Annotated in this window: 10 protein-coding genes; 1 reads left to right on the forward strand and 9 read right to left on the reverse strand. The window is 72.5% G+C overall.

Going from position 1 to position 12,334, the window contains the following annotated elements:
* Position 1: 1 nt before the first annotated feature.
* The 9 genes from HA039_RS07545 to map all read right to left on the reverse strand — a co-directional run bounded on the left by HA039_RS07545 (position 2) and on the right by map (position 11,846).
* Positions 2-928, reverse strand: coding sequence for a sortase (locus HA039_RS07545; protein ID WP_167025658.1), 927 nt, complete (start codon positions 926-928; stop codon positions 2-4).
* 71 nt (positions 929-999) lie between these two features.
* Positions 1,000-2,487, reverse strand: coding sequence for a hypothetical protein (locus HA039_RS33570; RefSeq protein WP_208298560.1), 1,488 nt, complete (start codon positions 2,485-2,487; stop codon positions 1,000-1,002).
* Between the two features lie 131 nt (positions 2,488-2,618).
* Entirely contained in the window at positions 2,619-3,581 is a 963-nt protein-coding gene (locus HA039_RS07555; RefSeq protein ID WP_167025661.1) for a type 2 periplasmic-binding domain-containing protein, read from the reverse strand.
* 250 nt (positions 3,582-3,831) lie between these two features.
* The gene (locus HA039_RS07560; RefSeq protein WP_167021934.1) at positions 3,832-6,387 is read right to left on the reverse strand and encodes a hypothetical protein; all 2,556 of its coding nucleotides are present in this window, start codon (positions 6,385-6,387) and stop codon (positions 3,832-3,834) included.
* Positions 6,384-8,144, reverse strand: a complete 1,761-nt coding sequence (locus tag HA039_RS07565) for a phosphate ABC transporter substrate-binding protein PstS (protein WP_208298561.1) — start codon at positions 8,142-8,144, stop codon at positions 6,384-6,386. Before HA039_RS07565 ends, HA039_RS07560 begins: the two co-directional genes overlap by 4 nt.
* The gene (gene pstA / locus HA039_RS07570; protein WP_167025664.1) at positions 8,141-9,436 is read right to left on the reverse strand and encodes a phosphate ABC transporter permease PstA; all 1,296 of its coding nucleotides are present in this window, start codon (positions 9,434-9,436) and stop codon (positions 8,141-8,143) included. Before pstA ends, HA039_RS07565 begins: the two co-directional genes overlap by 4 nt.
* A 12-nt stretch (positions 9,437-9,448) precedes the next feature.
* The gene (gene pstC, locus HA039_RS07575; protein WP_167025667.1) at positions 9,449-10,459 is read right to left on the reverse strand and encodes a phosphate ABC transporter permease subunit PstC; all 1,011 of its coding nucleotides are present in this window, start codon (positions 10,457-10,459) and stop codon (positions 9,449-9,451) included.
* Between the two features lie 87 nt (positions 10,460-10,546).
* On the reverse strand, positions 10,547-10,948 hold the full coding sequence (locus HA039_RS07580; protein WP_167025671.1) for a YegP family protein: 402 nt from the start codon (positions 10,946-10,948) through the stop codon (positions 10,547-10,549).
* A 121-nt stretch (positions 10,949-11,069) separates the two neighbouring features.
* The gene (map, locus tag HA039_RS07585; protein WP_167025674.1) at positions 11,070-11,846 is read right to left on the reverse strand and encodes a type I methionyl aminopeptidase; all 777 of its coding nucleotides are present in this window, start codon (positions 11,844-11,846) and stop codon (positions 11,070-11,072) included.
* Positions 11,847-11,980: 134 nt separating this feature from the next.
* Here map and HA039_RS07590 point away from each other — a divergent pair, with 134 nt between their 5' ends.
* Positions 11,981-12,247 carry a helix-turn-helix transcriptional regulator gene (locus tag HA039_RS07590; RefSeq protein WP_167025677.1) on the forward strand — a complete coding sequence of 89 codons (267 nt, stop codon included), beginning with the start codon at positions 11,981-11,983 and terminating at the stop codon, positions 12,245-12,247.
* The last annotated feature ends 87 nt before the right edge of the window (positions 12,248-12,334 follow it).

Here is a 12,334-nt window from a genome sequence, read left to right on the forward strand (position 1 = left end):
ATCAGAGCAGGTTCGGGAGGAGCCGGGTGGCCGACGACGCGACCGCGAGACCGGCGGCCGCGAGTACGGGCACCGCGCAGATCCACGTCTGCCATCGGCCCCACACCCGGTGCGCCCAGACCGTGAGGAGCGCGGCGGCCAGCAGCAGCTGGCACCGGAGGAAGACCGAGAGCCAGGCGCCGCTCTCCCCCGCGAGAGCCTCCTCCGCCTCGTCGATGCGTCCGGAGCGGGGCGGCGCCGGCTGCACCGGGCTCGTCAACTCGGCGTCCACCCGCAGGAGTCCGGACGGGGTGTACGCCTCGCCGGTCGCCGTGATGAGGGTCAGACGGCCGCCGCCCGCACCGATCGCCGGTGGCAGCGGGTCGCCCGGCCGCCGTACCCCCGTCACCCGGTAGACCGCCTTGCCCTGACCGGTCGTCACCTCGATCACCGCCCCCGTCGGAAGCCGGTCGAGGTGGACGAACGGGGAGCCGTACCCCCACTGCCGGCCCATGATCAGGGACGTGCCGGCCTGCCCCGGGAGCACCGAGTCGCGGCGGTGCCCGGGCCCCGACATGAGGACACCCGACGTGGTGCCCTCCGCCACGACCTCGCGCAGGCCCAGCACGGGGATCCTCAGCAGCGCGACCGGCGCACCCAACGCGAGCGGCTTGTTGTCGTACGTCCGCTGCCCCACGGGAGCCGTTCCGAGGGCGAGTTGCTTGCGCAGCTCGTCGTGGGCCACCTCCTGGTCGCGCGCGTGCTGGAGGTGGCCGACGACGGTGAGGCTCGCGACGAAGCCGAGCAGCACGGCCGCCAGCACGCAGAGGATCGCGCCCAGCAGCGCGAGCCCCGGTCTGGCCGGCGGCCGCGCGGACGCGGCGGCCTCCGGGGGCGGAGGCGGGGGCGGGGCCGTCGCGAGGGGCGGCGGCGGGGTGAGCACGGTCACGGAGGTGCGCTCCTCGCGGGACGAAGGGTGTGAGTAATGAAGGGGGGTAGGGGAGGGGCCCGGCGGGGGGCTCAGTGCTGCGGGGGCGAGAAGTTCAGCAGCCCCCGGCGGCGTACGAACAGCACGCACGCCGCGCCCGCCATGACGAGCGAGAGCGCGCCGAGCCCGGCCGCGAACGCCTGCGTGCCGGTGGACGCGAGCTTCCCGCCGCCACCGGAGGAGTCGCCGCCGCCACCTGATGTACCGTCGCCACCGCCACCGCCACCGCCACCGGCACCGCCGTCGCCGCCCCCGTCCGCGCCCGACGATCCGCCGTCGGTGCCACTCGGCTCCGGGGTGACGGATTCGCTCGGCTCGTCCGACGGGTCCGGGTCCGGGCCGTCCTCGCCGCCCACCGTGAAGGCGAACGCCACGCTGTGGCCGCCCGCCGCGTCCTCGGTCAGCGTCAGCGTGTGCGCCCCGTCGGCGATGTCCTCGGGCACGGTGAAGGGGTACTTGTCGACCGTCCCGTCACCGTTCGCCGTCGCGTCGGCGAGCGCCGCCTCCGACGCGGCGAGGGCGACCTTGACCTTGGCGTCCTTGCCGTACCCGCGCGCGGTGACGTACACCTTCTGGCCCGCTGCGAGCTCCGGGTTCGGGTCGAGCGTCGCGCCCGCCTCGTCGATGACGTCGAGATCGGCGGGCTCCTCCGGCCCGGTGGGCGAGCCGCTGGGGCTCGGGGAGGGAGCGGTGACGGGTACGCCGAGCGTGCCGGTCGACTCGGTGAACGCCTCGGTGTCGGTCGGCGTGAACACGGCTTCGTACAGGGCGGGGTTGGCGTCGGCGGGCAGCGTCGTCGTGATCCGGGCCTTGCCGTCCGTGACGGCGACGGAGCCCAGCTCCGTCGGGGTTCCGTGGGTGCTGCGGAAGACGACCGAGCCGGCCGCCTCGGCCGGGGTCACGGTGGCCGTGAGGTCGATCGTCCGGCCGGCCGGTCCCTCGGACGGGTCGGCGGTGAGCGTGGTCTGCGTGGACCGTACCTGCACCAGGCTCCACGTGCCCGCCGTCACCCGGATGACGGCGCTGAAGTAGCCGTTCACGACGTTGTCCACGGGCGCGCAGCCGGCCGCCAGCACGTAGTCGCCGTCGAGGATCCGACCGTCGGGGCCGGTGCTCTCGGTGTAGAGCGAGGCCTCGTCGAGCGAGACGTTGGCCGGGCCGTCCGGGCTCGTCCGGGACAGGTCCGCCACGACGGGGTCGGTCCCGTCGAAGGGCGCGCCGTCGACGGAGGTCGCGACCCGCTCGCGGTAGGTGCCGTCCGCGTTGGCGAGTTCGACCCGCACGTTCTGGTACGGGGAGGCCGGGTCGGCCGGCGCCGGGCAGGGCGCGCTGGTGGTGAGGGTCCCGGACAGCACGTCCGCGGTGCTGCCGGTGGCGGGTTCCAGGGTGAACGTGCCGATCGGTTCGTCGGCCGCCCGTGCGGGGGTGGACAGCGCGAGCACCGCCGCGAGCATGCCGAGGAGCAGTGCGCAGCAGGTCAGCAGGCTGACGGGTGATCTGTGTGGTGCCAGGCGGTTCATGCGGTCTCCCCCACGGGGTGTGGTCGGTAGAGGTCGGAAGGACTGGGACGGGTTCGGAAGGGCTCGGGTACGCCGTGGGGCCGGGCACCCTGGGGGTGCCCGGCCGGCGCGCGGTCAGGGAGCGGTGGTGATCAGCGCTCGCCCTTGAGGGTCGTGGAGCCGCAGGCGGACCCGAGGCCGCCGAAGCCGTAGTTGGCGATGGCGGCGGTGGTCACGGCGTTGCAGACCTTGGACGTCGAGCCGACGAAGGTCGTCGAGATCGGCGAGACGGTCAGCTTGTTGGTGGGGACGACGTTGTAGACGTCGCGCAGGTAGGGGAAGCTCGGGTTCAGGGTGGTGCCGATACGCGGCGCCTGGCCGTTGACCGAGCCGAGCAGCGAGGAGCCGCGGCGGTTCGGGACACCGGCGATGCCCCGGCCCTGGGCGTAGTACTGGGCGACCGAGTACGGCGCGATGTCACCGGCGGTGTCCAGCACGGTGCCGTCGTTCTCCTGCGAACCGCTGGTCACGCAGGCGCCGGGCGTGGTGACGCCGATGGAGCTGAGGAAGAACTGCCGCGTGCCGGAGCTGGCCTGCGGCAGCAGCGGCGTCAGGGCGACGCCGTTGAGGGAGGTGAGGGTGCACTCGTAGACCGACTTGAGCTGCGCCGTCGTCAGGTTGGTGGGCAGGCCGCTGCCGCTGCGGTACGCGTAGGAGACGGCGTCCTTGGCGAACGGGATCCAGGTCAGGTCGGTCGTGGTGGTGTCCGCGGGCGTCCGGGAGGAGCGCGCGAAGTCGAGGCAGCCCGAGGCGGTGTCGACGGCGGTGCGCAGCGCGTCGATGCCGGCCGAGGAGCCGTTGGGGCGGGCGATCACACAACCGCTTGTACGGGTCTGGATGGTGGCCGAGCCGGTCGCGTTGTACGAGGCGATCGTGGCGCCGCTGTCGACGGTGTTGCCCAGGCCGTTCAGCACGTCCTGGGTGGTGTCGGAGCCGGTGCCCGCGAGGACGCGGACGGACGGCGGGTCGGCGGAGGCGGGGGTGGTCAGCAGGCCGAGGCCGAGGGCGGCCGCGCCGACGACGGCGCCGATACGGGCGTAGGACTTGACGTTCATTTCTGTTCTCCTCCGTGGAGCAAGCACAGCAAGGAATGGACGTGCAAGCAGAATCCGGATTTCACAGCCACCGGCCCGTCGGCCGGCCACCGCAAACCATTCCTTACGGCGATGGGGGACGGCCACCAACTCCGGCAACGAATCAGGTTACGTGCGCATTGCCTAGGCATCTCCAAACAGATCGGCGAAAGGGAAGACGAAAGGGAATTCCCGCCCGGCCGGCCGCGCGGGAATTCCCCTCCGACGGGCGTCAGGTGGGCCGGCGCACCGAGATCCGCAGCAGTACGGGCCCGGCCAGCGCGGCCGCGCCGCCCGCCACGAGCACGCCGAGCAGCACCCAGCGGACGACGCCCAGCACGCCGCCGGGTGTCATCCCTCCCGACCGCGCGACGTTCTTCGGGCCGTTCGCGGAGTCGGCCGGCGGGGTGGCCGGCGCACCGCTCCCGGGGCCGGCCCCGGCGGCGGAGTCCGCGCTCGCGGCGCCGCCGCCCCCCGTACCGGCCGCGCCGCCCCCCGCATCCCCGCCGGAGCCGCCTGCGGAGCCCGCGCCCCCGTCCGGGCCCGGACCGGAACCCGAGCCGCCGCTCCCCGCGCCCCCGCCCCCGGACGAGGCGCTGCCCGCCGGGTCCTCCGACGCGCCGGCGTCGGGATCGCCGCGCTCCAGGCGGTCCGCCGCGGCCTCCGTCTGACGGCGGAGCGCGGCCGGCAGCGGTACGTACCCGGGCGGCAGCTCGCCGGGTCCGTACCCGGGCGTCTGGCCCTGACCTGCCGCGTAGCGCAGCACGCGCGCGTAGTCCTGCCGTACGGACGTCTCCAGGCCGGTCGACGCGGCCGCGTAGGTCAGGGTGGTGAGCGGGTAGGCCCCGTCCCTGGCCTGGCCGGGGTCGGCCGCCCTGACGCCGGGCACGGCCGTGTCCTTCATCCCGGCGACGGCCTTCAGCATGGACGCCTCCGTGGGCTTCACGAACCGGCCGTCGGAGGTCCGCAGCGCGGCGACGCCGAGCTGGTAGCGCGCGGCGGAGGCGGTGTCGACGAGGCCGTACGCCCGCCGGCTGCCGTGCGTCGGCGGGACACCGACCAGCTTGACTCCCTCGGGTGCCGAGGTGTCCTGCTCGATGCGGGACTTCCCGCCGTTGCTCCCCCGGCGGACGAAGAGCGCGCCCTGGTGCATGTCCGCCACATAGGGCGCCCAGTCCAGTTGGCCGTACGTGATGCTCTTCCCGTCACTGGTGAGTTCGGTCTCGGTCGGATCGGCCTTGGGGAAATCGACCGGAACCTTCGAGTCCAGGTCCAGTTCCCGGTAGTACGGATTCACCTTCGTGCCCCACGGATCCGCTGCGCCCTCCAGGAAGGAGCGCGCCTCGGAATCGGCCTGCACATAGCGCCAGACGATCGCGTTCACGTCGGACACGTCCCCGATCACCATGATCGCGCCGGCGTTCGCGAGCGGATTGAGGGCGCCTTCCTGGAACTGGGGATTCAATTGCAGGAATTCGGGGTCCACGACGATCGACGCCGCGTTTCCCGCCAGGTGCGCGGGGACCTTCGACTCCGCGCCCGTCATCAGGCGCACGTCGTTGACGTAGGAGGCCGTGAGGATCTTCGCGAGCAGGCGCGGGGTGAGTTTGATGTCCGCCACCTGCGTCCGGCCCTCCCGCTCCCAGAAGAACCCGACCGTCAGCCCGCTCAGCGCCACCGGCGCGTGCACCACGGGCGGGGCGTCGTCCGGCGCCTCGACGGGGTCGATCGTGAAGGCCAGCCCGGGGGCGGAGTCCGTGGGGGCCGTGATCTGCGAGCGGGCGAAGTCCTCGCCGGACTGGCTGAACGTGAACCGGGTCGCCCCGCCGGCGCAGAGCCGGGACTGCCAGGACGTGATGGCGTCGGTGGCCATCTCCGAGCCGATCATCCGCCGCTCGGCCTTGTCGAGCGCGCAGCCGTCGCCCACGGGCTGGAAGCCCATCGGGAACACCAGCCGCTGGGCCCAGTTGGAGGTGCTGAGGGGCGAGCTCTGGAGCATCTGGTTGTTGCCGCCCGTGCCGTCGACGTCGTGTTCGCCGCGTGGCACCACCACCAGCCAGCAGTCGCGGACCTTCGCCGCCGTGCTCGTCCCGAGGCGCTCGCCGCAGCCCAGGTGCGGGGCCTCGCGCGCGGTCTGGACCGGGAAGACGAGGTCGCCGGTACCGTCGGCCCGGGTGATGCCGAAGAGCTCCTCGTTGGTGTCGAGGTTGCTGAAGTAGGTGAAGTCACGGCTGCCCGTGGTCGGGGGTTCCCCGTTGGCGGGGCGGAACGGTACGAAGGACTCGGCGGTGCCGTTGTTCACGTACTCGGTCTCCGCGGGGTCGCCGTCGAGCTGCCTGAGGGCCACCAGGCCGCCGCCCTTGTCGCCCTTCTTCGCCACGCCGAACACACACTGCTCGCGGTCGGGGCCCGCCGGGTCGTCGCCCCAGCACTGCATGACCTGGAGGTAGTTGTACGACGGGTAGCCGGTGGTCGGCTTCCCGCCCGTCCAGCTCACCCGTACCCCCTGCGACCGGAGGTCCTTCGTCTGGTCCACCGTCACCTTGAGGTCCGAGAAGTCGTCCAGGGTCCCCTTCCGGCCCTGGACGGTGACCGCCGAGGACGCCCGTTCCTGCTCCGCCGCCCGTGCCTCACCGCCGGGCGGCAGCGGCAGCACCGCGAGGACCAGGGCCCCGAGCAGCGCGCACACGCCGCCGGCCCTGCGCCGATGGGATGCGCGCCCCGTCGCCGCCCGCCCCCTGAGCGCCCGCCCCAGCACCGTTCGCCCCCGCACCGCGCTCCCGCTCATCGCTCGTCCCCTCTGCGCCGCGCCCGTCCGGCCAGCGCGCGGGCCACGACCGGCGGCCCCACGACCACCCCGAGCAGCAGCGCCGCCGAGAGCGCCATCAGCGCGCCGCGCAGGCCCATGGACCCGTCGGACGCCAGGGTGACCGGGGTGCCGACCACGCTCGCGTCGCCCGTCCCGGCCTCGCCGGCCAGTTGCTCGCCCGTGTCGGGGTCGACCGCTCCCCCGGTCCCCGCGCCTCCCGCCGCCGCCCCGCCGGAAGCGTCCGGCGAGCCGCTCGTACCGCTCCCGCCCGCACCGCTCCCGGCGGGGTCGGTCGCGCCGCCCGAGGCGGAACCGCCGCCCGTGGCCGCCGAGTTGCCGCCCCCGGTGGACCCGGAGCCCGAACCGCCGCTCGTACCGGCGGAGTTCGTACCGCCGCCGTTGCCGCCGTTGCCGCGGGCGGCCGGGACGACCGGAGTCTCCTCGCGCGCCGCGCCCGCCGTACCGGTGGAGCACTGCGTGGGGCCCCGCTTGTCGCACTCCTTGGGATAAGGCGCCTTCTTCGCCAGGGTGTTGGAGCCGTCGGAGGAGAAGGTGGGGTTGCGGCAACTGCTGATCCTGATGTCCCCGACCGGGGCGCCCGGGATACGCCGGACCTGGTCGAAGCCCGCCTGCACCAGGTTCATCGGCAGGGGCGAGTAGCCCAGTTCCTCCGCCTGCTGCTGGCCGTCGCAGAGGAAGTAGTTGGCGAAGGTGCCCAGCGACTTGCCCTTGCCGGTGGTGAAACCGAGTTCGGTGGAGGTCGGGACGATCATGTAGCTGTAGCTGGAGAGCGGGTAGGACCTGCGGTCCCGGTTGGCGTAGACGCCGTCGAGGATCTGGGTCAGGTAGTTCGGCGACTGCTTGTTGTCGTTGATACGGGCCTGCTGGAGCGCCACCGCGACACTCGACGAGGTCGGTTCGACGTAATAGCCCTCGCTGTTCAGCATCTTGGCGACCGGGAAGCCCGTCTTGATCGCGTACGAGTACTCCACGTACGTGATCGCGCCCTCGAAGCTGGACTGCTTGGTGAAGCCGGACACACCCAGCGAGCCGGACTTGGCGACGGTCGAGGAGCCGGGGATCACCGGGTAGTACGACGTCATCCCGCACGGGGTGGAGCGGCCGGCCCTGCGGCAGTAGTCGTTCCACAGCGACCCGTGCTTCTTGGCCATCCAGGTCGTGAACTGGGCCGTCGTACCGGAGCCGTCGGAGCGGACCACCGGCACGACGCGGCGGGCCGGGAGGGTGAGGCCGGGGTTGTCGGCCTTGATCTCCGGGGCGTTCCACATGGTGATCCTGCCGGTGAAGAGCTTGGTGATCACCTCGCCGGACAGCCGCAGGTTGGTGACCCGCTTCCCGCCGATCCTGAGGTTGTACATGAACGACGTGCCACCTGCGACGATCGGCATGTAGGCGTAACTGCGCTTGGTCGGCGGCACGTCCGTGGTGCGGCCCTCGGTCAGCCCGTACGGGATCTCCGAGACGCCGAAGTCGGAGACACCGTTCTTGAACTCCTCGCGGCCCACGGAGGAGCCGGACGCCGAGAAGTTCACCGTGAGCCCGATGTTGGCGCCGATGTTGCGCCGCCACTGGTCCAGCGCGTTGGAGCTCCAGGTCGACCCCGAACCGCTGAGCTTGGTGTACGACGCGGCCCACGCCGGCGGACGCACGGCGGCCAGCGCGCAGGCCAGCGCCGCGAGTAACACGAGCGTGCGGGTGAGCGGTACGGGTCTCACTGGGAACTCCCTGCGTCTGTAACGGATTTCGGGGCGGCCTGCGCCTGGTCGGGCGGGCCGGCCCCGTCACGTGCGGCCGCCCCGCCGGGCACGGCCGCCCTGTCTCGCACGGCGGCGCGTGCGGCGAACCGCTGGGCGTCCTTGCGGGACGCCTGTACGCGGCGGTGCTCCTGGCCGCGGCTGAGCCGGCCCGAATTCCGGCCGCCGATCACCCGCGCGAGGACGAACAGCAGCAGGACCAGGCTCATGAGGGCCGCCGCCGTGCCGAACCCCCGGGCGATCATGGTGGGTTCGGGCGACTTGACGAACTCGAAGACGGCCAGCGGGAGCGAGACCTGCGGCCCGTTGAAGGGGTTCGCGTTGAGCTCGGCGGTGAATCCGGCGGTCAGCAGCACCGGGGAGGTCTCCCCGACGCCGCGCGCCGTGCCGAGGATCACCGCGGTGGTCAGTCCGGACCGGGTGGTGGGCAGGACGACGTGCCACACCGTGCGCCAGCGGGACGTGCCGAGGGCGTACGACGCCTCGCGCAGGGTGCCGGGGACGAGGCGGATGACCACGTCGGAGGCCCGGATGATGATCGGCAGCATCATCACCGCGAGCGCGAGGGAGGCCGCGAAGCCGGACCTGCCGAGGCCGAGGGTCAGGATCACCGTGGCGTAGACGAAGAGGCCCGCGACGATCGACGGCAGCGCGGTCATCGCCTCCACCACGGTCCTGACCAGCCGGGCGAAGCGTCCTGGCACCTCGTTGAGGAAGACCGCGCACACCAGGCCGACGGGGACGGTGAAGGCGAGCGCCAGGGCGATCTGCTCCAGCGTGCCGACGACCGCGTGCAGGACGCCCCCGGCGGACAGCGGGTCGAGCGGGCCCGCCGCGCGCATGTCCTCGGTGTAGAAGTTGAGGTGCGGCAGCGCCTCGCGGCCCTCGAAGAGGGTGTAGACGACCACGAACACCAGCGCCACGAGCATGAGGAGCGCGAGGCTCTGGATCACCACCGCGGCGACCTTGTCGCGGACGGCGGGGCCCGACTCGTCGAACGACACGAGGAGCGCGTAGAGCCCGAGGAACAGGACGTACGCGACAACGACGAAGCCCACGGCGCCGTTGAAGGGCAGCAGCCGGGTGAAGAACAGCGCGGTGAGCGAAAGCGACGCGGCGGCGGCGCCGACGAGGGCGTACACGTCGCTGCCCCGGGTCAGCGACACGTTGCGGCGGCGTTCGCCCGACTCGGCGGCGGGTGGCGGCTGTTCGGCGGGCAGGGTGGTGCGGGGGCGCGGGGGCGCTGTGGTCATGGCGGGGATTCCCTACTCGCTCGCCGCGCCGGAGCGGCTGCGGGCGACGATGGAGGACGCGGCGAAGTTGACGACGAGGGTCATCAGGAAGAGCGCCAGGCCGGCGGCCATCAGGGCGGACATGCCGAACTCGCTGGCCTCGCCGTACCGCAGGGCGATCAGGGAGGAGATCGAGCTGGTGCCGCTCTGGAGGACGTGCCACTGGATGTCGAAGATCGGCGAGATGACGAGGTAGACACCGATGGTCTCGCCGAGCGCCCGGCCGAGCCCGAGCATGGTCCCGCCGATCATGCCGCCCTTGCCGAACGGCAGGACCACGCTGCGGATCATGCCCCAGCGGGTGGCGCCGAGCGCGTACGCGCCCTCCCGCTCGCCCACCGGGGCCTGCGAGAACACCTCGCGCATGACCGAGCAGACGATGGGCGCGACCATGAGCGCGACGACGATGCCCGCGATGAGTGTCGAGGAGGCGTAGACGGTCGCGTTGGCGAGCGGGTCGCGCGGGTCGGCGCCGTCGACGGCGAGGAAGGGGACCCAGCCGAAGTACGTGGAGATCCAGCGGGCCGTACCGAGCACGTGGTTCTGGAAGAAGAACAGGCCCCACAGCCCGTAGACCACGGAGGGCACGGCGGCCATCAGGTCGACCACGCCGACGAGGGTCTGCCGGACGCGGGGCGGGGCGTACTCCGCGATGAAGAGCGCGCCGCCCACCGCGAGCGGTACGGCGACCAGGATCGCCACCAGGGCGATGAGGATCGTGCCGACCAGTACGGCGGCGATGCCGAAGCGGCCGGCGTCCGGCTCCCAGGTCTCGGTGGTCAGGAAGGACCAGCCGGCCCGGGAGAGCGCCTGCCAGGCCCGGTAGAGCAGGAACCCGCCGACCAGCAGCATCACGGCGAGCACGAACCCGCCGCCGGAGCGGGCGACACCGCGGAAGATCCGGTCCGGCAGCCCGGGATCGGCGTACAGGCGTCGGGGCCCCTCGGACCCCGCCCCGGGGCGCTCTTCGATTCGCGTCGTCACACCGGTCACCCTCGGGGCGGGTGATTGACACGTGCGCTCCGGTGTGTGAACGAGGTGTGCCCTAGGGGCAACTTCCGTTCACATCGTTCACCGGGTCTCCCCCGGTTCCCCCAACTCGTCTTCGACCAGTGCGAAATGACCGATCAGCCCGACGAACCGGCCCAGCGCCGCACGGCAGGTGGAGTACCTCTCGTACGTCCGTGAGGACGCCGCGACGACCGTTCCGTCGGGCAGGCGTAACCACCAGGCCCAGCCGTCGCCCCCCGGGCCGTGCTGGACGCCCCCGGCCACCTTGTCGACCTGGGAGCACATCTCAGCGAACGCCCGCGCGCAGGCCGCGCTGTCCTCGAAGGTGTCCGCGGACACCCCGACCACGCGGCCGTTGTACGCGATGAGCCGCCACCCGAACCCGCCGGCCGGATCGGTGTCGATCTGACACCGCGCCCCGCCCGCGGTGGTGGCTCCGCCTAAACCGTCCGAACGCTTCATGACCCCTCAGCTCCCCCCGCCGCGCCCTTGGTTGGGAACGGCAGGAGCAACCTAGTGAGACGAACGTGACAGTCGGACACCCGGGCGATCACCGAACGAACACTTCACCCGGATGTTGCCCCTATGTCCCCGCGGGGCGCCTGGTCAGCACGAGCGGGCCGGTCTCGGTGATGGCGACCGTGTGCTCGGAGTGGGCGGTGCGTGAGCCGTCGGCGGAGCGGATCGTCCAGCCGTCCGGATCGAAGACGATCTTGTTCGTGCCGGCGGCGAACCAGGGCTCGATCGCGATCGTCAGGCCGGGGCGCAGCTTCCAACCCCGGCCGGGGCGGCCGTCGTTGGGGATGTGCAGGTCCTCGTGCATCGTGCGGCCGATGCCGTGGCCGCCGAACTCCAGGTTGACGGGGTAGCCGTACTCGGCGGCGACGGCGCCGATGGCCGCCGAGATGTCCCCGAGCCGGTTGCCCGGCCGCGCGACCTCGATCGCGGCCTCCAGGGCGACCTCGGTGGCCTCGATCAGCCGCAGGTCCGCGTCGGCCGGGGTGCCGACGACGACGGAGTGGGCCGAGTCCGCGGCCCAGCCGTCGACGCGCACCGCCATGTCCATGGACAGCAGGTCCCCGTCGCGCAGCTTGTAGCGGTGCGGCAGTCCGTGCAGTACGGCGTCGTTGACCGACAGGCACACGACGTTGCGGAACGGGCCGCGGCCGAACGAGGGCGCGTAGTCCCAGTAGCAGGACTCCGCGCCGCGCTCCTCGATCCGGCGGCGGGCGTGGTGCTCCAGGTCCATCAGGTCGACCCCGACGGCGGCGAGGTCGCCCAGCTCGGCGAGCACCTGGCCGACGAACTGCCCGGTGACGTGCATGCGCTCGATGTCTTGGGGCGATTTGAGCTCGATCACTGCGTTCCTCGTTCTCTCCGGGACAACGCGCCAGAGCAACCGTCCGGGAACGGACCTCCGGGACGCTGACAGGTATATTTATACCAGCCGAGGGGATGGTTGCCGCCGGACACCCGCCGACCTAGCATGGCCGCATGGTTCGCTACCCGCTCGCCCCCGAACAGATCGAGGCGGGCCGACGCCTGGGTTCGGCGCTGCGCGCCGCCCGGGCCGGACGCAGCCCCGTCGAGGTGGCGCTCGCGGCGGAGATCTCGCCGGAGACCCTCCGCAAGATCGAGACGGGCCGCCTGCCGACGCCCGCGTTCGGCACGATCGTCCGCCTGAGCGAGGCCCTGGGCGTACCCCTGTCGGACCTGGCCCTCGCGTGGCGCACCGACCCGGCCCTCAGCCAGGCCTCCTGACCCCGCGCCGGACCGGTGTGTCGTACCGCATCTCGTACGGCATGTCGTATTGCATCTCGTACGGCAACCCATAACCCCGCACAGGGG

The organism is Streptomyces liangshanensis (assembly GCF_011694815.1).
Lineage (GTDB): Bacteria > Actinomycetota > Actinomycetes > Streptomycetales > Streptomycetaceae > Streptomyces > Streptomyces liangshanensis.

Coding starts and splice junctions, on each gene's coding strand:
- pstA (WP_167025664.1), bottom strand. CDS start 9,436: ATGACCACAGCGCCCCCGCGCCCCCGCACCACCCTGCCCGCCGAACAG.
- HA039_RS33570 (WP_208298560.1), bottom strand. CDS start 2,487: ATGAACCGCCTGGCACCACACAGATCACCCGTCAGCCTGCTGACCTGC.
- HA039_RS07580 (WP_167025671.1), bottom strand. CDS start 10,948: ATGAAGCGTTCGGACGGTTTAGGCGGAGCCACCACCGCGGGCGGGGCG.
- HA039_RS07555 (WP_167025661.1), bottom strand. CDS start 3,581: ATGAACGTCAAGTCCTACGCCCGTATCGGCGCCGTCGTCGGCGCGGCC.
- HA039_RS07590 (WP_167025677.1), top strand. CDS start 11,981: ATGGTTCGCTACCCGCTCGCCCCCGAACAGATCGAGGCGGGCCGACGC.
- HA039_RS07560 (WP_167021934.1), bottom strand. CDS start 6,387: ATGAGCGGGAGCGCGGTGCGGGGGCGAACGGTGCTGGGGCGGGCGCTC.